The sequence below is a fragment of the uncultured Ruegeria sp. genome, from assembly GCF_947497005.1.
In the GTDB taxonomy this organism is placed as follows: domain Bacteria; phylum Pseudomonadota; class Alphaproteobacteria; order Rhodobacterales; family Rhodobacteraceae; genus Ruegeria.
On sequence record NZ_CANMFF010000030.1, the window covers coordinates 21,076 to 40,897 of the forward strand.

20 protein-coding genes are annotated in these 19,822 nt (G+C 56.3%); 10 read left to right on the forward strand and 10 right to left on the reverse strand.

From position 1 onward, the window contains the following. Nucleotides 1–17 precede the first annotated feature (17 nt). From Q0816_RS24170 to Q0816_RS24190, 5 genes are all read left to right on the forward strand, one after another. Nucleotides 18–932: a Hint domain-containing protein gene (locus Q0816_RS24170; RefSeq protein WP_298855504.1), complete on the forward strand. Its 915-nt coding sequence runs from the start codon at nucleotides 18–20 to the stop codon at nucleotides 930–932. A 39-nt stretch (nucleotides 933–971) separates the two neighbouring features. After that, complete coding sequence (mtgA, locus tag Q0816_RS24175) at nucleotides 972–1,706, forward strand: monofunctional biosynthetic peptidoglycan transglycosylase (protein ID WP_298855505.1); 735 nt, start codon at nucleotides 972–974, stop codon at nucleotides 1,704–1,706. Nucleotides 1,707–1,764: 58 nt separating this feature from the next. Beyond that, nucleotides 1,765–2,430 carry a glutathione S-transferase family protein gene (locus tag Q0816_RS24180; RefSeq protein WP_298855522.1) on the forward strand — a complete coding sequence of 222 codons (666 nt, stop codon included), beginning with the start codon at nucleotides 1,765–1,767 and terminating at the stop codon, nucleotides 2,428–2,430. A gap of 74 nt (nucleotides 2,431–2,504) precedes the next feature. Then, complete coding sequence (gene queG, locus Q0816_RS24185; RefSeq protein ID WP_298855506.1) at nucleotides 2,505–3,542, forward strand: tRNA epoxyqueuosine(34) reductase QueG; 1,038 nt, start codon at nucleotides 2,505–2,507, stop codon at nucleotides 3,540–3,542. 71 nt (nucleotides 3,543–3,613) lie between these two features. Further along, nucleotides 3,614–5,617 (forward strand): hydantoinase/oxoprolinase family protein, encoded by a 2,004-nt coding sequence (locus Q0816_RS24190; RefSeq protein WP_298855507.1) that lies wholly within the window; start codon nucleotides 3,614–3,616, stop codon nucleotides 5,615–5,617. A 38-nt stretch (nucleotides 5,618–5,655) separates the two neighbouring features. On the opposite strand, the gene msrA is transcribed toward Q0816_RS24190, so the two are convergent. Further along, nucleotides 5,656–6,168 carry a peptide-methionine (S)-S-oxide reductase MsrA gene (gene msrA / locus Q0816_RS24195; protein WP_298855508.1) on the reverse strand — a complete coding sequence of 171 codons (513 nt, stop codon included), beginning with the start codon at nucleotides 6,166–6,168 and terminating at the stop codon, nucleotides 5,656–5,658. After that, nucleotides 6,168–6,614 (reverse strand): peptide-methionine (R)-S-oxide reductase MsrB, encoded by a 447-nt coding sequence (msrB, locus tag Q0816_RS24200; RefSeq protein ID WP_298855509.1) that lies wholly within the window; start codon nucleotides 6,612–6,614, stop codon nucleotides 6,168–6,170. The genes msrA and msrB overlap by 1 nt, the downstream gene beginning before the upstream one ends. 145 nt (nucleotides 6,615–6,759) lie before the next feature. Here msrB and Q0816_RS24205 point away from each other — a divergent pair, with 145 nt between their 5' ends. Beyond that, the gene (locus Q0816_RS24205) at nucleotides 6,760–7,281 is read left to right on the forward strand and encodes a glutathione peroxidase (protein ID WP_298855510.1); all 522 of its coding nucleotides are present in this window, start codon (nucleotides 6,760–6,762) and stop codon (nucleotides 7,279–7,281) included. Here the strand turns inward: Q0816_RS24205 and Q0816_RS24210 are convergent. Then, nucleotides 7,257–8,144, reverse strand: a complete 888-nt coding sequence (locus tag Q0816_RS24210) for a DMT family transporter (RefSeq protein WP_298855511.1) — start codon at nucleotides 8,142–8,144, stop codon at nucleotides 7,257–7,259. The two genes, Q0816_RS24205 and Q0816_RS24210, sit on opposite strands and share 25 nt — an antisense overlap. Before the next feature lie 182 nt (nucleotides 8,145–8,326). Between Q0816_RS24210 and Q0816_RS24215 the strand changes: the two genes are divergently transcribed. Further along, a complete protein-coding gene (locus tag Q0816_RS24215; RefSeq protein WP_298855523.1) occupies nucleotides 8,327–9,523 on the forward strand; it encodes a BCCT family transporter in 1,197 nt (398 codons plus the stop codon). Nucleotides 9,524–9,669: 146 nt separating this feature from the next. On the opposite strand, the gene Q0816_RS24220 is transcribed toward Q0816_RS24215, so the two are convergent. From Q0816_RS24220 to ade, 4 genes are all read right to left on the reverse strand, one after another. Further along, nucleotides 9,670–10,206 carry a GNAT family N-acetyltransferase gene (locus tag Q0816_RS24220; RefSeq protein WP_298855512.1) on the reverse strand — a complete coding sequence of 179 codons (537 nt, stop codon included), beginning with the start codon at nucleotides 10,204–10,206 and terminating at the stop codon, nucleotides 9,670–9,672. 231 nt (nucleotides 10,207–10,437) lie between these two features. Beyond that, the gene (locus tag Q0816_RS24225; RefSeq protein ID WP_117871130.1) at nucleotides 10,438–10,725 is read right to left on the reverse strand and encodes an HU family DNA-binding protein; all 288 of its coding nucleotides are present in this window, start codon (nucleotides 10,723–10,725) and stop codon (nucleotides 10,438–10,440) included. Between the two features lie 130 nt (nucleotides 10,726–10,855). Continuing rightward, nucleotides 10,856–12,319 (reverse strand): AMP nucleosidase, encoded by a 1,464-nt coding sequence (locus Q0816_RS24230; RefSeq protein WP_298855513.1) that lies wholly within the window; start codon nucleotides 12,317–12,319, stop codon nucleotides 10,856–10,858. Beyond that, complete coding sequence (gene ade, locus Q0816_RS24235) at nucleotides 12,316–14,118, reverse strand: adenine deaminase (protein WP_298855514.1); 1,803 nt, start codon at nucleotides 14,116–14,118, stop codon at nucleotides 12,316–12,318. Before ade ends, Q0816_RS24230 begins: the two co-directional genes overlap by 4 nt. Here ade and Q0816_RS24240 point away from each other — a divergent pair. Continuing rightward, nucleotides 14,117–14,278 carry a hypothetical protein gene (locus Q0816_RS24240; RefSeq protein WP_298855515.1) on the forward strand — a complete coding sequence of 54 codons (162 nt, stop codon included), beginning with the start codon at nucleotides 14,117–14,119 and terminating at the stop codon, nucleotides 14,276–14,278. The two genes, ade and Q0816_RS24240, sit on opposite strands and share 2 nt — an antisense overlap. A gap of 20 nt (nucleotides 14,279–14,298) precedes the next feature. Here the strand turns inward: Q0816_RS24240 and Q0816_RS24245 are convergent, their stop codons facing one another. Next, nucleotides 14,299–15,168 (reverse strand): LysR substrate-binding domain-containing protein, encoded by an 870-nt coding sequence (locus tag Q0816_RS24245; protein WP_298855516.1) that lies wholly within the window; start codon nucleotides 15,166–15,168, stop codon nucleotides 14,299–14,301. 113 nt (nucleotides 15,169–15,281) lie between these two features. Here Q0816_RS24245 and Q0816_RS24250 point away from each other — a divergent pair, with 113 nt between their 5' ends. Next, nucleotides 15,282–16,037 carry a class II aldolase and adducin N-terminal domain-containing protein gene (locus tag Q0816_RS24250; RefSeq protein WP_298855517.1) on the forward strand — a complete coding sequence of 252 codons (756 nt, stop codon included), beginning with the start codon at nucleotides 15,282–15,284 and terminating at the stop codon, nucleotides 16,035–16,037. A gap of 114 nt (nucleotides 16,038–16,151) precedes the next feature. Here the strand turns inward: Q0816_RS24250 and Q0816_RS24255 are convergent, their stop codons facing one another. Then, entirely contained in the window at nucleotides 16,152–16,784 is a 633-nt protein-coding gene (locus Q0816_RS24255) for a class I SAM-dependent methyltransferase (RefSeq protein ID WP_298855518.1), read from the reverse strand. An 88-nt stretch (nucleotides 16,785–16,872) separates the two neighbouring features. Here Q0816_RS24255 and Q0816_RS24260 point away from each other — a divergent pair, with 88 nt between their 5' ends. Continuing rightward, complete coding sequence (locus Q0816_RS24260; protein ID WP_298855520.1) at nucleotides 16,873–17,718, forward strand: SDR family oxidoreductase; 846 nt, start codon at nucleotides 16,873–16,875, stop codon at nucleotides 17,716–17,718. A gap of 5 nt (nucleotides 17,719–17,723) precedes the next feature. Here Q0816_RS24260 and Q0816_RS24265 read toward each other — a convergent pair whose 3' ends face one another. Then, entirely contained in the window at nucleotides 17,724–19,343 is a 1,620-nt protein-coding gene (locus tag Q0816_RS24265) for a GMC family oxidoreductase (protein WP_298855521.1), read from the reverse strand. Nucleotides 19,344–19,822: the final 479 nt, after the last annotated feature.

A 19,822-nucleotide genomic window follows, 5' to 3' on the forward strand; every position in this document is an offset into this window, starting at 1 on the left:
AAAATAGGTGCAGCAGGATGCCAACGACATATCGTGACCAGTTTTACACCTTTGACCCTGCAAACCCTCCGCCCTTGGGAACAGCCATCACGGTCACCAGTCTGGATCTGACAGATGTGGATGATGACGGTGAAATTGACGCGCCCAGTGGAGATACGGTCAACGGCCAGGATGTCACGAATTCCTGGCCCGGAGACACTGTAACAGTCAACGTGTCTGGCGTTGGGAATGTTACCTATGTAGGAACAACATTTTACTTGGCTGACGGATCTCGGGTTTTCACCCCGACGGACGGGCAGGTGTTGCAGCCAGGAACACTCGTATCAACCACGTTTGTTAATACGCAAGGCCCGCTGCCGGTCGGAAGCCTTGGCCCTCCCTGTTTCACATCTGGAACTATGATCGCGACGCCCGAAGGCGAATGCGCGGTGGAAGATCTGAAAGCTGGCGACATGGTCATAACAGTGGACCGCGGGCCGCAGCCTTTGATCTGGGTCGGGCGCACAATGGTTGCCGCGGAAGGTAAACTGGCCCCAATCCGGTTGGACGCTGGTGTGTTTGGTCTGGATCGCCCTTTGCTGGTATCACCTCAGCATCGGATGCTGGTTGAAGACTGGCAGGCGTCATACCTGTTCGGCCATACCGAAGCGCTGGTTCCCGCACACACCCTGGTCAATGGCGACACGGTAACACGGGTCGAAGGCGGTGAAATCGAGTATTTCCACCTCTTGTTCAAGCAACATGAGATCGTCTTCGCCAATGGAGCGAAAAGCGAAAGTTACTATCCGGGGCATGCGTTGTCGGCCTCGGATCGCGAGACACAATGCGAAGTGTTGCATTTGTTTCCTGAACTGGCCGGGCTTGACCCGATGTCGCTGGAAACTGCGCGTCCCGTTGTTCATCCGCGCGAGGCACGTGCTTTCGCGATTTAGGCCGTTTCAAACCGGAACCCTGCGTCGTATAGCTGAGACATGGCGAAGAAAGCAGCCCGCAAATCAGGCGGCAAAAAAAGCAAGGCATCCAGAAAGAAAACACCATTGGCGCGGCAGTTTCGCCGCTGGATGACGCGCGCTGGCCTGACGGTTGTGGGTCTCGTGGTTGCTCTGGTCCTGCTGTATTCGGTTTTGAACCCGCCCGTGACCCATACCATCTGGTCCGAATGGCGACGGTTGGGCAGGGTTGAGCGCGAATGGGTGCCGATTGAAGAGATAGCTCCAATCATGGCGCGATCGGTTGTGGCAGCAGAGGATGCAAATTTCTGCCAGCATTGGGGATTTGACGTTGAAGCCATCCGCGACGCGCTTGAGGGCGGCGGCAATCGCGGTGCATCGACCATAACCCAGCAGGTGGTTAAGAACGTGTTCCTTTGGCAAGGGCGCAGCTGGGTGCGCAAGGCAATGGAAACTTCGATCACGCCGGTGATTGAGATATTCTGGAGCAAGCAGCGTATCCTTGAGGTGTACCTGAACGTTGCGGAAACCGGGAATGGCGTTTTTGGGGTCGAAGCAGCCGCGCAGCAATACTTCAACACCAGCGCGTCAAAGCTGACGTCGGTTCAGGCGGCGCGAATTGCCGCAATTTTGCCTTCGCCGCGCAACCGATCAGTCACGGATCCGACCTCGCGTACACGCAGACGAGCGGCTTCTATTCTGGATGGGGCGGCCACCATCCGCGCAGATGGTCGCGCAGATTGTTTCGAGGATTGAAACCCGCCGCCCTCAAAGGCTAAATCTGTTGGGTACTCACTGGTTCGATTGGAAGCCCATGGCGCGTTTGTTTCACGTTCCCCTCTCACCGTATTGTCGCAAGGTCCGTCTGTCATTGGCGGAAAAGAAGATCGAGGTTGAGCTGGTCGAAGAGCGATATTGGGAACAGGATCCGGATTTTTTGCGTCGCAATCCGGCGGGAAAAGTTCCAGTGCTGCGCCTGGACGGGCAGATTATGTCAGAAAGCGCGGCGATCTGCGAATATATTGAGGAAACCCGTCCTGAACCCTCTTTGATGCCGAAAACCCCCGAAGCCCGGTTTGAAGTGCGGCGGCTTGTGGGATGGTTTGATGATAAGTTCCATCACGATGTGACATCGAAACTGGTGTATGAGCGGGTGAATAAAAAGGTGACGGGTCAGGGGTACCCGGACAGCAAGAATGTCAAACAGGGCGCCAGAGCGATCAAATACCACCTGGACTACATGGCATGGTTACTGGATCAACGCCGGTGGTTGGCAGGGGATCAAATGACATTGGCTGATTTCGCGGCCGCAGCGCATCTGTCTTCGCTGGATTACATTTCAGATGTGGATTGGAACCGCAGTCAGGTGGTCAAGGACTGGTACGCGAAGATCAAGTCGCGCCCGGCCTTCCGGTCGATACTGGCGGATCAGGTGCCCGGGTTCCGGCCACCGCCCCACTACGCTGATTTGGATTTCTGATAGGGTGCACAGAGGGGGGCTGTCTGCCCCCATCGCGCCAAGTCACGATTCCCCCCGAAGGTATTTTTGGCCAGATGAAGAACGGATCGGATTTGAAGGAATTGCTGGTGCAACGGGCCTTGGCAGAAGGGTTTGTTGCATGCCGCGTGTGCCGTCCGTGGGATGTTCCGCAGGTACCCGAGCGATTGGAGGCGTTTTTGGACGCTGGGTATCACGGCCAAATGCGCTGGATGGCTGAGCGGACACATTGGCGTGGCGATCCTGCCGCTTTGTGGCCCGAGGCGAGATCGGTGATCATGTTGGCCGAGAGTTACACGCCGGAACGCGACCCGACAGAAATCCTGAACCGCCCGGACCGAGGCGCGATTTCGGTCTATGCGCAGAACAAGGACTACCATGACCTGGTTAAGAAGCGGCTCAAGCGGTTGGCGAGGTGGTTGATTGGTGAAGCTGGTGGCGAGGTTAAGGTGTTTGTCGATACCGCGCCGGTTCCCGAGAAAGCTTTGGGACACGCCGCTGGACTTGGGTGGCAAGGAAAACACACAAACCTTGTGAGTCGCGATTGGGGAAATTGGGCTTTTATAGGGTCTGTTTTTTCTACGCTGGAATTGCCGGCGGACAAATCTGAGATGGATCATTGCGGGTCGTGCCGTGCCTGTCTGGACATCTGCCCGACCGATGCATTTCCGGCCCCGTACCGGTTGGATGCACGACGGTGCATTTCATATCTGACCATTGAACATAAAGGCCCGGTGGAGCCTGAGCTGCGCAGCAAGTTGGGCAATCGGATCTATGGTTGCGATGATTGCTTGGCGGCCTGTCCATGGAACAAGTTCGCGGTCGCCGCAAGTGACATGCGCTATGCTGCCCGCGAAGACCTGACGGCACCTGCGCTGGAGGAGTTGGCAGTTCTTGACGATGCGGCCTTTCGTGCGAAGTTTTCAGGTTCATCTGTCAAACGTATTGGACGGGATCGGTTCGTGCGCAACGTTCTTTATGCCATCGGAAACTCCGGACAGCCGAAGTTGAAGCCCGTCGCTGAACGTCTGACGGAGGATCCGGATGCAACCGTGGCCGACGCGGCGCGCTGGGCGGTGGAACAACTTTCATAATTGCCGCAAACAGGCTGGACGTGTCGTGCACAATCGCTAAACCATCCGCAGCGAACAGTAAGGAGGACCCGATGACGCTGTCTTTGGGGGTAGATACGGGCGGAACCTATACCGACGCGGTGTTGATCCGGGATGAGAAGGAGGTCATCGCCTCAGCCAAGTCCTTGACCACGCGTGCGGATCTGGCGATTGGTGTGGGCAAGGCGATTTCGGCTGTTCTGGAAGAAGCTCGGGTTGCTCCGGATCAGATATCGATGGCATCTCTGTCGACGACGCTGGCCACGAACGCTCTGGTCGAGGGGCAGGGCGGTCGGGTTGCGTTGATCTATATCGGGTTCAAAGACAGCGATCTTGAAAAACATGGGCTAAAGGATGCCTTGAAAGGTGATCCGGCCCTGGTCATTGGGGGCGGTCATTCCCACTCCGGCGGAGAAACTGCGCCATTGGATGTCGCTGCGTTGGAGGGTTTTTTAGACTCTCATAAGGGTATTTCCGGCTTTGCGATTGCGTCGCAGTTCGCGACCCGAAATCCTGCGCATGAGCTGGAGGCGGCGCGCGTTATCTCGGAAAGAACCGGGGCTCCGGTAACATGTTCGCATCATTTATCGGCAAAGCTGAACGGGCCAAAACGCGCGGTCACTGCCGTGTTGAATGCGCGGCTGATCGGGATGATCGACCGTTTGATCGGACGTGCGCAGGATCAGCTGCGCGCGTTGGGAATCTCAGCCCCCATGATGGTGGTGCGGGGCGATGGGGCGTTGATGAGCGCAGAACAGGCGAGGGAGCGGCCGATTGAGACAATCCTCAGCGGGCCGGCAGCGTCAATTGTCGGCGCGCGCTGGTTGACGGGTGCGGATAACGCGCTGGTGTCCGATATCGGAGGAACGACGACCGATGTGGCGCTGATCCGCGACGGCAAGCCCGCGATTGACCCGGCCGGCGCGCAGGTTGGTGGGTTTCGAACCATGGTCGAGGCCGTGGCGATGCGCACCCATGGTCTGGGTGGGGACAGTCAGGTTCATGTGGTGACCGAAGGGTTGCAGGGTGGTGTGTTTCTGGGGCCGCGTCGTGTCCTGCCGGTGTCGCTGATCGCGACTGAAACGCCAGAGGTTGTGCATGCCGTTCTGGACGAACAATTGCGGGCCACGACAGTGGGCGAGCATGATACGCGTTTCGCCCGCCGCGTGCCCGGTATTCATGCCGAGGGCGTCGGCGCGCGGGAAGAAGTTTTGTTGGAGCGGTTGGGCGATCAGGTTCTGCCCCTTGGCGCGTTGTTACGAACGCGTATGGAGAACGGAGCGCTGTCGCGGTTGGTGGATCGCGGAATCGTTCAGGTCTCGGGCGTGACGCCGTCGGATGCCAGCCACGTTCTGGGGCGGGTGAGTGCTTGGGATACCGAGGCGGCCCGTAAATCATTGCAGCTGGTGGCGCGTAAACGGGTAGGATCAGGCGACATGCTTGCAAGTTCGCCCGAAGCACTGGCGCGGATGATTATTGATCAGTTGACGGAACAAACCAGTTTGACCTTGTTAGAGGCTGCTTTTGGTGAGGAGCAGGATGGTTTCGGCCTGCCGCCACAAGACCTGGCGCGCCATGTGCTGACTCAGCGTGGATTGGCACAACATTGTGGGCTCCTGGCGCTGAGTGCGTCACTGAATGTGGATGTGGTGGGTCTTGGCGCATCGGCGCCCAGCTATTACCCGGCGGTGGGTGAGCGACTGCATTGCCGAATGATCCTGCCGGAACATGCAGGCGTGGCAAATGCGATTGGTGCTGTCGTGGGGCGGCTGACCTTGAGGCGTTCAGGCACGGTCACCTCTCCGACTGAGGGGCGGTATCGTGTGCACCTGGAGGACGGTCCACAGGATTTCGCCGCATCCGATGAAGCTTTGGCCTTGTTGGAACGCGTTCTGAGGTCTGAAGCGGAAGGTGCAGTACGACAAGCCGGTGCGGAAGATATCCGGGTGATCGTGGATCGTGACATCAAAACGGCACGGATCGAAGCCAAGGACGTGTTTGTCGAGGCCATGATCACGGTCGAAGCCAGTGGTAGACCGCGGGTGGCAGTAGACTAGCCCCCCTGAAGGATCAGAGGGGCCGGGCAGGTGGTGCGTTACTCTGCGGCGCTGACGCGCTTGGGCAAGACCCAATCCTGGCGCGGGAAGTGGCAGGTATAGCCGTTCGGGATGCGCTCAAGGTAATCCTGATGCTCTGGCTCGGCCTCCCAGAAGTCGCCGACGGGTTCGACTTCGGTCACAACCTTGCCGGGCCATAGGCCACTGGCGTTCACATCGGCGATGGTATCATCGGCGACCTGTTTCTGAGCGTCGTCAACGAAATAGATCGCCGAGCGATAGCTCATGCCGCGGTCATTGCCCTGACGGTTTGCCGTGGTCGGGTCATGGATCTGGAAGAAGAACTCCAGCAGGTCACGATAACTGATCTTCGACGGGTCGAACAAAATCTCGATCCCTTCGGCGTGGGTGCCGTGGTTGCGATAGGTCGCGTTGGGCACGTCGCCGCCGGTGTAACCGACGCGGGTGCGCGAGACACCCGGCAGTTTTCGGATCAGATCCTGCATACCCCAGAAACAGCCCCCGGCCAGTACAGCGCGTTGTTCGGTCATCAGATATCCTCCACGTGAATCAAATATTCGCCATAGCCTTCGGCTTCCATCTCATCGCGATGGATGAACCTGAGCGAGGCGGAGTTTATGCAGTAACGTAGCCCGCCATGTTCGCGCGGACCATCAGGGAAGACATGCCCCAGATGGCTGTCGCCGTGTTTTGAACGAACCTCGGTCCGGATCATACCATGCGTCGTATCGCGAACTTCTTCCACATGTTCGTGGATGATCGGTTTGGTAAAACTGGGCCAGCCGCAACCGGACTCGTATTTGTGGGTCGAGGCAAAGAGCGGCTCACCTGATACGATATCCACGTAAATGCCCGGCTCCTTGTTGTTCAGGTGTTTTCCGGTGCCCGGACGTTCGGTACCACTGCGCTGAGTGACGTGAAACTCTTCGGGTGAAAGCGCAGCGATGGCCGTGGGGTCTTTGGTAAAGCGAGTCATGGATCCTCCGGCTGAATTATTGTTTTCGCCATTATCTGGGGGCTGCGGGGTGGAAAGCAAAGCGATATTTCAAATCGCTCTCGCAGTCGTGCAAGTGATCTGAACAACAAAGACATGCGTATCAATCTAAAAGGGAGGACAAGTCATGATGAAATTGCTGCTTTTGACTGCCCTGATCTTACTGGGCCGCGCCGTTCAGGCGGCGCCTTTGACCGGTGAGTTCGACTCGATCGACGGAGGCACATTGACCATCGAAGACTGGCGCGGCCAACCTGTGCTGGTGGTCAACACCGCGTCGCATTGTGGATTCACGGGACAATACGCGGCTCTGCAAAAGGTGCATGAGACTTATTCCGGCAAAGGGTTGGTCGTTCTTGCGGTGCCGTCGGATTCATTCAATCAGGAGCTGGAATCGGCAGATGAGGTTAAACAGTTTTGTGAGATGAACTATGGGCTGACCCTACCGATGACGGACATCACTCCGGTGAAAGGCGCAGACGCCCATCCGTTCTACAAAGCCGTTGCCGCCCGGACCGGTTTCACGCCCAAATGGAACTTCAACAAGATCCTGATCGATTCTGAAGGGGAGGTGGTTGCGACCTATGGGTCGAACGTCAAACCCGATTCCCGTAAACTGTTGTCTCAGGTCGAGGCCTTGCTGCCCTGAGCGCCCTGTCGTGAAATCTGAACCGCAAGAATGCCAAGGGTCGTGACGGCGACGCCGACCGCGTCCATCGCACCCAACTTTTCGCCCAGCATGATCGCCGCGATCGTGACCCCGAATACAGGGTTTAAAAAGTGGAAAGTGGCGGCCCGAATGGCTCCGATCCGATCCAATAGCAGGAACCAGATCAATGTGGCCAGCAATCCGGGGAAAAGGGTTGTGTAGATGAACGCCAGCGCCAGCGGAAGTGTCGGGTGAATGTAGATGGTCTCAAAGATCGGAGCGGCCAGAAACAGCGCGGCTGAGCCTACCAGCATCTGCAAGCCGACGACCATCATGAAGTTACCGCCAGACGTCGCACCGCGAACCGCAAGCGTGGCAAAAGTCAAAGCAAGCGCCCCCGCACCGCATAGTGCGACTCCGAACATATCGACGCCCGCGCTGATCCGGCTGCTCATAATAAGGGCGACTCCGGCGAAACCGGCGAACAGACCCAATACACCAAGCGGGCGCAGCTTATCCCCGAACATCAGCCAACCTGCCAGTGCCACCAACAAGGGCATAGTGGATGCGATAATGGCCGCGACCGAAGCCTCGACCGTTTGCATCGCGTAGAAGTTCAGGCCCAAATACAGGGCATTTTGGCAGATTCCGAACAGGATCGTGGCACGCCATTGATTTCGGGTCAGGTTCCAACTTTGCCCCATCGCGCGGGCAATCATGACCCCCAGAGCACCGGAGATCAGAAACCGCAGTGCCAGCGAAAACAGAGGAGAGGCATCCGCCACGATGATCCGCGCCGAGGTAAAGGCAGATGACCAGATCAGGGCAAATGTCAGCCCCATGGCTATGGCGCGCAGATCCATGGAGACCCCCTGTCACGTCGCGCGGACTGTCCCTGATTTTGGGATCGGTCGCAAGCAGTGCGCGTCAAAAAAGACACATGCGTGATGCAAGAAAAGTCTTGCACATGTTTATATTGATTGACTGGCCAATTAAAGATATCGGCGGCAGGACCTGACATATCAAGGGAGGTTTGTCGGTGCTTCTGGAGTACATTCTATCTTTCGGCGTCCTGCTGGCATTGGGCCTGGTCGCTTTCTTCGTCGTGAAATGGTGGAACCTGCGTTGCGTTGGCGTTACACCTGTTCATCTGTTTACGTTTATCGCGATCCTGTTCACATCCGGTCTGGATGTCGGCCTGATCATGTTCCCACTGACGGAATTCGGCGGCTATGCCGATGATCCGGCCTATGCCTTTGCCAACCCGCTGGCGATCGAATTCGGGTTCTGGGGCTTCCTGATCTGGGCGTTCTACTTCCTGACGGCCTTCTACTTCTGCGTGATCGAGCCGCGTGTGAAGTTCTTTGAGATCCCGGTGGTCAAGCTGATCAACAACGTGGTCATCATCGGTACCTGCGCCTTCACCGCCAGCCTGTTTCTGATCTACCTGCCGGGCTATCTGCCCGAGGTCGGAGACGGTGAATCGGTTGTCACAACTTTCTACGTCATCGTGTTTGTGGTCATTCTGGCTGCGGCCTATTCCTCGACCGATCTGAAATACGTGCGTATTCTGTCGGTGGGTTCGACCTTCCTGTTCCTGGCGCTTATCCTCGGCATGTGGGTGGCTGCTGGCATGGGAATGACCGGGTTTGTTGAAACCGGCAGCAATATCAACGCCTATTTCGCCAACTTGCACAAGTTTGTCCTGCCTCTGACCGACTATCACGCTTTCTACCTGTTCTGGTGGTTTGCATGGTCAATCATGATTGGGCAGTTCACTTCGCGCTTTGTGGGCGGGTTGAAGACCTGGCAGCTGCTGGCGGCGTTGTTGATCTTCCCGTCGATTCCGCTGGGGATCTGGTTCACCGTTCTCTACTACTACCATCTGAACGGTATCAGCACCGCAGGCATCACCAACATTGCTATGGTAATCGTGGGCATAACCTTTGTGATCAACTCGTTGGACTCGCTGATCCGTCTGTACACTGACAACCTGAACCTGACGGTCGAACGGTTTGGTAAGGCGGTGTACGTGGCAGGCAATGTTGCATTGTTGTTCATGCTGACCCTGCTGTTCCAAAGCCAATGGCTGCAAATCCAGTGGATCGGGGCCATTGTTGTCGGACTTTATCTGGCCTGCGTGGTCTATATCCTGATCACCAAACGCAATGAGGTGCTGAGCATCGACTCCATGCCTGAAGGTCGGGAAATAGATTTCCGTAAGATCGAAACGGTTCACTGATTTGACCGATGAATAAAGTAAACGGGCGCCCATGCTGGCGCCCGTTTTGTGACAAGGATGCCTTCCGAAATGGAGGAAGTGCGTGCCTTCCAACTCGGCCTTTCGGGTTTGTCTTTGGAACCTGGCTTGGCGCAGGAGAATGAGTGCTAGGAATGATCTGTTATGCGTTTGCTGAACATGTCAGTTTCCGGATCGGAGTAGTCTTTCATCCTTTCAAAGCCGTTCTTTTGCAGCACTCTGGCCGACGCTGCATTCCCTTTTTCGACCCCGCCGATAATCTGGACAGAAGTCCTCGAGTCACGGTACCAATTGATCAAACCGGAAATCAGTTCGGTCGCGTATCCCCGTCCCCATGCGGCTTCGGAAAAAAGATACCCGACATGCACCGTCGCCAAACTCTCCTGCTCCGAAAGTCGGGCCAGGATCAGAAGGCCGATCAGTATTCCTTTGCTGTCGCGGACGGTTAGTAGATCAGATTCCGCCACCCTTTCTTCCAGCCAGTGCTCAATCGCGTTTTCAGAATCCGAGAGCTGCAATGCCTTGGGCAAGTGTTTTAAAACTGCTGGTGTAAGTAGCGGCGAAAATTCTTCGCGAAACTCATGCGTGCCGATTGAAGGCAACGATGATGGGCTCCAAGCCTGAACACTCAGTCTCTTGGTTTCAAACGTGTAAGCGGAGGCCAAAGTTAATTCCTTCCCGTTTTGAAAATAAAAAGTGAGATAGCCCCTCAAAAGCACATGTTTCCGTGATCGTGCCGGGCAAGGCAATCCGATGATAAAATATATGTGGCGTAATCAATGACGCTTCTGCCTGTATTTTCGAGTTTCTGAGTGATCTGGCGGGCCTGATTTGGCGGAAAAAGAAAAAGGGCCCCCAAACGGCGGCCCTCAATCGTTTCAAAATGAACGCTGAAATCAGCCGTTCACGCTGTCTTTCAGTGCTTTCGCAATGGTCATTTTCACAACCTTGTCGGCTTCCTTGGTGAAAGTCTCACCGGTTGCCGGGTTGCGTACCTGACGCTCGGGGCGTTCGCGGCAGTAGATTTTGCCGACGCCGGGCAGGGTCACTGCGCCACCGGCCGAAACTTCGCGGGTGATCAGGCCGGTGATGGCCTCCAGCGCGGAGTTCGCGGATTTCTTGTCGGTTCCCATTTCCTCAGCGAGAGCAGCAACCAGCTGAGTCTTAGTCATAGGCTTTGCCATTTCTTGGTCTCCTTAACGTGCCCGATGTCTTGGGCCTCACCGCGTAACTGTAACGGGATATTGTGGCTAAACACAACGAATAGTAGTGCTGAAACCCCTAAAAATATGGGGAAAACGTTGCTTTTTTGCGTCAGAGGAAGGCTGTTTCGTCGAAGGAACGCAATTTCCGACTGTGCAGACGCTCTAACGGCATGCCGCGCAGGTGCTCCATCGCCTTGATGCCAATGGCCAGATGGCGGCTGACTTGAGTGGTATAGAAGGATGATGCCATGCCTGGCAGCTTCAATTCGCCGTGCAACGGTTTGTCTGAAACACAAAGCAATGTGCCATAGGGAACGCGGAACCGGTAGCCGTTTGCGGCGATAGTTGCGCTTTCCATATCCAATGCAATTGCGCGGGATTGGCTGAGGCGCTGAACCGGGCCGGAGTTATCGCGAAGCTCCCAGTTGCGGTTGTCGACCGATGCGACCGTTCCTGTCCGCATGATCCGTTTTAGCTCGTAACCTTCCAGCTCGGTAACCTCGGCCACGGCACGTTCCAGTGCCACCTGAACTTCGGCCAGAGGTGGAATCGGGACCCAGACCGGCAGGTCGTCATCCAGAACCTTGTCGTCGCGCAGGTAGGCATGGGCAAGCACGAAATCCCCAAGTGCCTGCGTGTTGCGCAGCCCGGCGCAATGGCCAACCATCAGCCAGGCATGAGGGCGCAGAACCGCAATATGGTCCGTGGCGGTTTTCGCATTTGACGGCCCAACGCCAATGTTGACCAAAGTGATACCGGAACCATCTTCACGTTTCAGGTGATAGGTCGGCATTTGCGGCAGTTTCAGCGGCTGCTCGATTTCTGCTTTGGGGTCCGTTATCACGACATTTCCGGTTGAAACGAAACTTGTATACCCGCTGTCGGGGTTCGCCAATTGCTCGCGGGCATAGTTTTCGAATTCCGAGACATAGAACTGATAGTTCGTGAACAGCACATGATTCTGGAAATGACCGGCATCCGTCGCGGTGTAATGGGCGAGTCGTGCAAGCGAATAGTCGACCCGTTGGGCGGTAAACAATGCAAGAGGCCCTGCATCGTTATCGTGATCATGCACCCCATTGACGATATCGTCGTTGGTGGTGGTCAGATCCGGTACGTCAAACACGTCGCGCAGGGTGAAGGCGGCTGCGCCCTGATGCGGCACAACCAGATCGGCGTTGTTGGCCACTGCGAAATGCACCGGAATCGGTGTATCTGACGCCGCAATGGTTATGGGCTGGTCATGGTTCCTGATCAGCAGGGCAATCTGCTGCGTCAGGTAGGATCGGAACAAATCCGGGCGTGTCACGGTTGTCGCATGAACACCGGGTTCAGATACATGGCCAAAGCTCAGACGGCTGTCGACCTGTGCATATGTCGAGGTCTGTATACGAATTTCAGGGTAGTAGGCTCTGTACCGCGCAGCTGGTGCGCCTTCCCGCATGGCTTTGGAAAAGCTGTCGCACAGGAAATCGGTTGCCTGATTGTAAAGCGCTTCCAGCCGTGCGACCGCTGCTGCAGGATCGGTAAACCGCTCTGGCGCTGATGCTTCAGGTGTTATGAGTTTTGTCATGCCAAAGGTTCCAGAAGATCGATTTTTTCAAAGGTGCGCACGTCAACAAGCCCAAGATCCGAGATTCTGAGTTCCGGGATTACGACCAGCGCCAGCAACGAGTGCTGCATATACGCGTTGTTGAGGTGACAACCGCAGTCTTGCATGGCCTGCATCATCTTGTCCGCTTTGGCAGCAACCTCGGCGGCGGGGCTGTCGGACATCAGGCCGGCAATGGGCAATTCGACCAGCGCCAGTTCCTGCCCATCGCGGAGGATGGTGATGCCACCGCCCACTTCGGCCAATCGGTTGGCGGCCAGCGCCATCTGTTCCCGGTTGGTGCCTACAACAATCATGTGGTGACTGTCATGCGCCACGGTCGAGGCCATGGCCATTTTTCCCTGATAGCCAAAGCCTGATACGAACGCGTTGGTCACCCCGCCAGTTGCGCGATGCCGCTCGACCAGTGCGATCTGACACACCTCGCCTTCGCCTTCAACAAGCCCGCCAATGATCGGCAATTCGGCTTTCAAAGCCTTGGTTGGGGCCTGGTTTTCCACTACACCGATCACATTGGCCTGCACCTTGTTGGCCCCGTCCGGGGCTTTGATCTCGAAATCGGTCGACGTCAGTTCGTGTCCCAAATGAATGGTGTTGCGTGCTTTGTCGGGCCAATTCAGATGAGGGCAATCGACGGTGATTGCACCATCTTTTGCAATTACTTTGCCGCGGGCAATCACCATATCAATCGGCAGCTCATTCAGATCCGAGCTGAGGATGATATCTGCCCTCCGCCCCGGCGTGACCGACCCGATTTCGCGTTCTAACCCAAAATGTGTAGCAGTGTTGATTGTCGCCATCTGAAGCGCGATAAGCGGATCACATCCGCAGGCAATGGCGTGACGCACGACGCGGTTCATATGCCCGTCGTTTACCAATGTGCCCGAATGGCAGTCATCGGTGCATAGAATGAAGTTGCGTGGATCCAGACCCTTTTTGGTCACGGCGGTGATCTGGCTTTCCACATCATACCAGGCCGAGCCCAGCCGCATCATCGACCGCATGCCTTGCCGAACCCGTGCAATGGCGTCGGCCTCGCATGTGCCTTCATGATCGTCCGCCGGTCCTCCGGCGACATATGCCGCAAAATCAGGCCCTAAATCTGGCGAAGCATAGTGCCCGCCGACGGTTTTGCCCGCCCGTTGCGTGGCCGCAATTTCAGCCAACATCTTCGGATCACCGTGAACTACCCCCGGGAAATTCATCATCTCACCCAACCCGATAATACCGGGCCAGCTCATCGCCTCAGCCACATCTTTGGCCGTGATCTCATAGCCCGTCGTTTCCAACCCCGGTGCAGATGGTGCGCAGGACGGCATCTGAGTGAATATATTGACCGGCTGCATCATGGCTTCGTCGTGCATCATGCGCACGCCGTCCAACCCAAGCACATTGGCAATCTCATGCGGGTCGGTGAACATGCTGGTGGTGCCATGAGGGATGACAGCGCGGGCAAACTCGGCAGGAGTCAGCATACCGGATTCAACATGCATATGCGCGTCACACAAGCCGGGCAGGATGTATCGCCCTCGCGCGTCGATGATTTCCGTGTCCGGACCGGCACAGTGAGAGGCATCAGGCCCGACAAACGCAATCCGCCCAGCAGCAATTGCCACAGAATGGTCCGGCAGCAGTTCGCGGCTGTGCACATTCACCCAAATACCACCCTGAATGATCGTGTCTGCCGCCTCACGTCCGGCTGCGACTGCGATCAATTTAGGGGCGACATCGGGCCAACTTGGGAAGGGTGTGTATTCCATGGCTCAACTTTCACGAATGCGCGAGCAGGTGCAACCCCGGTTCTTCGTTGTTCTGAAATCGTCGCTCGTTCTGGGCGCGGCTTGCCCGTCCAATCGCATCCGCAGCGCGTCAGCGCTGCTCGGCCCAACCAACGACGATGCCCTGAAGGGGGCATTGTAAGTGGGTGGGAGTAATTCCGTTTACGCAACAGACCCGATTTCGCGTCGCACCCAATCCGCAAAGGCCACAGCTCCGGGTGTATCTTCGGCCTGCGGAGACAATAGCAGATAATAGGACTCGGGCATTCGAACGCGGTGTTTAAACGGTGCGATCAGCTGTCCGTGGTCAATCAGATGACTTGCGATAGTGTCGTGAGCCAGGCACAAACCGCCTCCAGCCATTACAGCTGACAGGCAAACCAGATAGGTCGTCGCGTAAGTTACCGACGGATTTGTCCAGGTTAGACCCTGATCTTCCGCCCAATTCGCCCAGTTCGACAACAGGTTGGAGCAATCGAGCAGCGGTTTTTCCTGAAGGTCCTCCAAACACACCTGATATCCAGGGGCACAGACTGGATAGTAGTGTTCAGTGCGCAGCATCTCGGTTCGGGCGGTATCCGAGGGGCGAAGAGAGAATCGAATCTCAACCGCAGCACCTTCGGCCATCTCGCGCGGTTCCCAAAGCTCGGTGAAGATATTCAGTTGAACGTCGGGATGTTCGGCCCGAAATGCCGGCAGGCGCGGGGCCAGCCAGTTGACGGCAAAGCTGATGTTGCACTGTACCTGAACCGCGTTTGGTTGCGCACCGGTCACCGCCTGAGTGCCCCGCACCAAGGTTCGAAAGGCTTCTCGTACAACCGGCAAATACGTAATTCCGGCCTCAGTCAGTTCCAGTGCTTTGGGCCGACGTAGAAACAGTGGCTGCCCCAGATGCCCTTCCAGCGATTTGATCTGCTGGCTAACCGCGCTTTGCGTCATGTTCAGATCCCGCGCCGCGCCAGTAAAGGACAGATGACGCGCGGCGGCCTCGAAAGTACGCAGCCAGCCAAGCGGAGGAAGCCTGTTCTGCATCTACATAACCTCGGCATAAGTTCAGCTAATGCGATAGCCATGTTTTTTTCGTTGGTCAAACGGCCAGACCGAATGCAGGTTTGGTCAGGACCAGCCGCAAAAGGAGCCAAACCATGAGCCTCACCAATCTTCGTCCCAATATCGACCATTGGCCCGAGCGTGTGGATATGGCCGCCACTTTCCGCTGGACGGCCAAACTGAACATGCATGAGGCGGTTGCCAACCATTTCAGTCTGGCGGTGAATGATGACGGCACGCAGTTTCTGATGAACCCCAATCAGGTGCACTTCTCGCGCATTCGCGCCTCGGACCTGCTGCTGCTGGATGCGAATGATCCGAATGTGATGAAACAACCCGGTGCACCGGACCCGACAGCCTGGGGGCTGCATGGTTCTATACACCGCCATTGTACTCATGCGCGTTGCGTCATGCATGTGCATTCGATCTTTGCGACTGTTCTGGCCTCATTGGCCGACAGCTCACTGCCGCCGATCGATCAGAACACGGCAACCTTCTATAACCGTTACGTGGTTGATGAAGAATTCGGAGGCCTGGCCTTTGAAAGCGAAGGGGAGCGTTGCGCCGGGATGCTGTCTGATCCCAAGAAGAAAGTTATGATCATGGGCAATCACGGTGTTCTGATCATCGGCAGCGACCCAGCGGATACGTTCAACCGGTTGTATTACTTCGAACGCGCGGCCGAAACTTACATTCGTGCCTTGCAAACCGGCCTACCCTTGCGCGTCTTGTCTGATGAGATCGCCGAGAAAACTGCGCAAGAGCTAGATGACTATCCTGATCAGGCCGATGCGCATCTGCGGGAGATCAAAGCGATCCTTGATGTTGAGGCTTCGGATTACGCGACCTGAACCTGATCCTGCTGTTCCACAAGTCAGCCAGCTTTGACCGAAGTCCGATCTGAAAAGCTGGCATTGCGGAGCCATGAAAACCGGGAGCACAATCTGTTCACTGGGCATACAGGGTTAAGCCCGTTCGAACAAAGCGATCAGGGCGGTGTCATTTTTGTTTGGACCAGCGGCGAGATCACCATAGATGCGGACTTCGGGCAGGGTCAGGTTGCGAATCTGGTTCTGTTCCAGTTCGCTGAGAGCATCCGCAAAACCCAGTTTTTCGAAATGGCGTGCATTGATCGACAACGCGAACTGCGCCCCGTGCCGAGCCACGCGCAACAGGGCGGGCAGCACTTCGGGCCCTAAATGGCCATGTGTGAACGTGCCGGATGAGACAATGCCGGAATAGCTGTCGCGCGGAACAGGGATGCCCTGCGTCAGATCAGCCTCGATTGCGTCCCGGTAGATATCCTTGCGCATCGCTTGATCCAGCATTTCCGCGCTGATATCGGTTGCATCTATCGGCCCGACACCAAGCCTGGACAACACCGCGCCACACAGACCCGTTCCTGCGCCCACATCGAGAACCGGTCCCTGACCACCAGCACCGACGAACGCCCGTGCTGTACGGGTGTGAAGCTGATAGTCTTCGCGCGCGGCAAAGCTCTCGTCATAATCCCCAGCCCATTCCGCATAGAGTCGTTTGTTCTCTCCCGGAGAGCTCGACGCGTAGGCCGAATGCAGGTCAGGTGTTTTTTTGCTCATGTCTGACAGAAAGGCGCAATCGAAGATTCGATTCAAGTGCGTCCTTGCGGCGCTTGCATCCCGGCACGGTGCGGATCATCAAAGGGTCATGAACAAGACGCTCTTCTCATTTGGCCATGGTTATTCCGCCCAGGCCTTGTCCCGAATTCTTGCCCCGAAAGGCTGGAGTATTGTTGGCACCACGCGAGACCGCGAGGGAACTGCTGCAATCCGGGCTTCAGGTGCCGAACCACAGATCTGGCCGGGTGAAGTACCGAATCTTGATGGGGTGACTCATTTACTGATCTCAACGGCGCCGAGTGAAGAAGGCGATCCAGTGTTGGCGGTGCTGGGCGATGAAATCGCCAAGCGTGCGGGTCAATTCATATGGGTGGGATACCTGTCGACGACGGCCGTTTATGGCGACCACCAAGGGGACTGGGTTGATGAGAACACTCCGCCTGCACCGACCGCTAAGCGCGGCAGATGGCGTATGCTGGCCGAGGATCAGTGGTCGGCCATTCCCGGCCTGCCTGTTCATATCTTCCGTCTGGCGGGCATCTATGGGCCGGGTCGCGGGCCGTTTTCCAAGCTCAAGCGCGGCGGATTGCGGCGGATTATCAAGCCAGGGCAGGTGTTTTCACGCATTCATGTGGACGACATCGCGCAGATATTGCAGGCCTCAATGGCCAAACCAAACCCGGGAAGTGTGTACAACGTCTGTGATGATGAACCGGTCCCCCCGCAGGATGTCATAGGATATGCGGCTGAGTTACAGGGTTTGCCATTGCCCCCTGCAGTTCGGTTTGAAGAGGCTGATCTGACCCCGATGGCGCGTAGTTTTTACAATGAAAACAAACGTGTCCGGAACGACCGGATCAAAGATGAGCTGGGTGTAGACCTGATCTATCCCAATTATCGCGTCGGGCTGGAGGCCCTGAGGAAAGGCCATTAGGGCGTTTACAACGCTGCGGCTTTGATCATGTCAGCAGCTTTTTCGGCGATCATGATGGTGGGTGCGTTTGTATTGCCCGACACCAATGTCGGCATCACCGAAGCGTCAACCACACGCAGCCCCTCAAGACCCCGTATCCGAAGCTCGGGATCTACAACTGACATATCGTCTGTGCCCATTTTGCAGGTGCCGACCGGGTGATAGATCGTATCGGCGCGGGCGCGAATATGCCTCTCCCAATCCGCGTCGGTTTCGGCAGTATCCGTTCCGAACATCTCTTTGTGCTGATATTTGGCCAAAGCCGGTGCCTGCAGGATGTCTCGGGTCATGCGCGCGCCTTTGATCATTGTGTCCAGATCGCGGGCATCTGAAAGAAATCCCGGATCAATGGCGGGCGCAGCCATGGGATCAGCGCAGTTCAAGCCAACTGTCCCCCGACTTTCCGGGCGCAGTTTGCAGATGTGACAACTATATCCATACCCATAGTGCAGTTTGCGCGCGTGATCGTCGACCATTGCGATTGTGAAATGCAACTGAATGTCAGGGCGGTCCAGATCGGATGAGGTTTTCAGAAAAGCTGCGCCTTCAGCAAAAGGGGTGGCCGCCATCGAAACCCCAGATTCGCGCCACCTCAAGATATGCTTCAGCAGTTGCACGGTACCAGCTAGCCCTATTCCGAAATTGTCCGTGTCCTTGGTGCGGTGCGTAAGCGTGAAATCCAGATGGTCCTGCAGGTTTTTTCCCACGCCGGGCAATTCATGCCGTACGTCGATTCCATGTGGTGTCAGATCGGCGGCATCGCCAATACCTGACACTTGCAGTAACTGCGGTGTTTTTAACGCACCAGCGCATACCAAAACCTCGCGCCGTGCTGTAATCGCGATTTCCGTTCCTTTGCCCTTTGCATCACACGCGATACCGGTGGCACGGCTACCGTCGAACGTCAGCCTTTTGACCTGAGCGTGTGTGATAACGGTCAGGTTCGGGCGATCCATGACAGGAAACAAGTAGCCTACCGCTGACGAGCATCTCTCACCATTTTTTCCGGAGTCATGAAATTGTGTGACCTGGTACAGACCGACTCCTTCGTTGTCGCCGCGGTTGAAGTCGTCAGTAGGTCGATGTTGCAATTGTTGAGCGGCTTCAATGAAGGACAGGGTGATCGGGCGCGGTGCTTTTTGGTCTGACACCTGAAGTGGTCCGCTGTCGCCATGCAAGTCATCTGCGCCAAGTTCGTTGTTTTCGGCGCGTTTGAAATAGGGCAAAACGCTGTTCCAATCCCAGCCCTCACACCCCAGTTCAGCCCAGCCATCATAGTCCTGTCTTTGACCCCTTATATAAAGCATCGCATTGATAGCGCTTGATCCTCCCAGCGCTCTCCCTCGAGGTTGATAGCCTTTGCGCCCATTCAGACCGGGTTGTGGGACGGTTTCGAATGCCCAGTTGTTGATCCTGGGCCGCCCGGGAAGTGCGGCAACAACAGCAGCCGGCATTCGGACAATCAGGCTGTTCCCACCACCACCTGCTTCAAGCAGGCAAACGCTTGTGGTCGGGTCTTCGCTGAGCCGGTTTGCCAGAACCGATCCTGCCGAACCTCCGCCGACGATGACATAGTCGAATTGCATTGCGGCCTTTCTACCTCTCGTAACACTGGCTGGCTGATCTGTTGTTCGCCGTCTTGGCCATCGTGCTTCGTTTCATTTGAGAGTGCGCCGATTGAGTAAAAAAACAATTGTGACCCCAAGTCAGTTCACTTCGTGTTCGTGATTCCGCCTGCAAGTTTTCAATATGACTTTCGACCAGCTCGTATGAGATTAAGGGCTGCTTTCTGGTGCAACAGCCCTCGATTCCATTCCCGGACAGAGTAGTGTCGAAATCCAACGGCCAGTCTGACGTCAAAAATTCCTTCGGAGAACTTAGTTTGTTAAGGTAGTATGTTGATTTTGTTAATGAATAGAAGAAATCGACGAGAAATGTGAAGTTTTTTCAAAATGGGGGTTGCAGGTCCCAGACCTAATCCGTAAATACCCCTTCACCGGCGCTGCTGAGGTGGTGCTGACGGGTCGGAGAGACGGCCTGACGGACTGGAAAGACGGTTGAGACG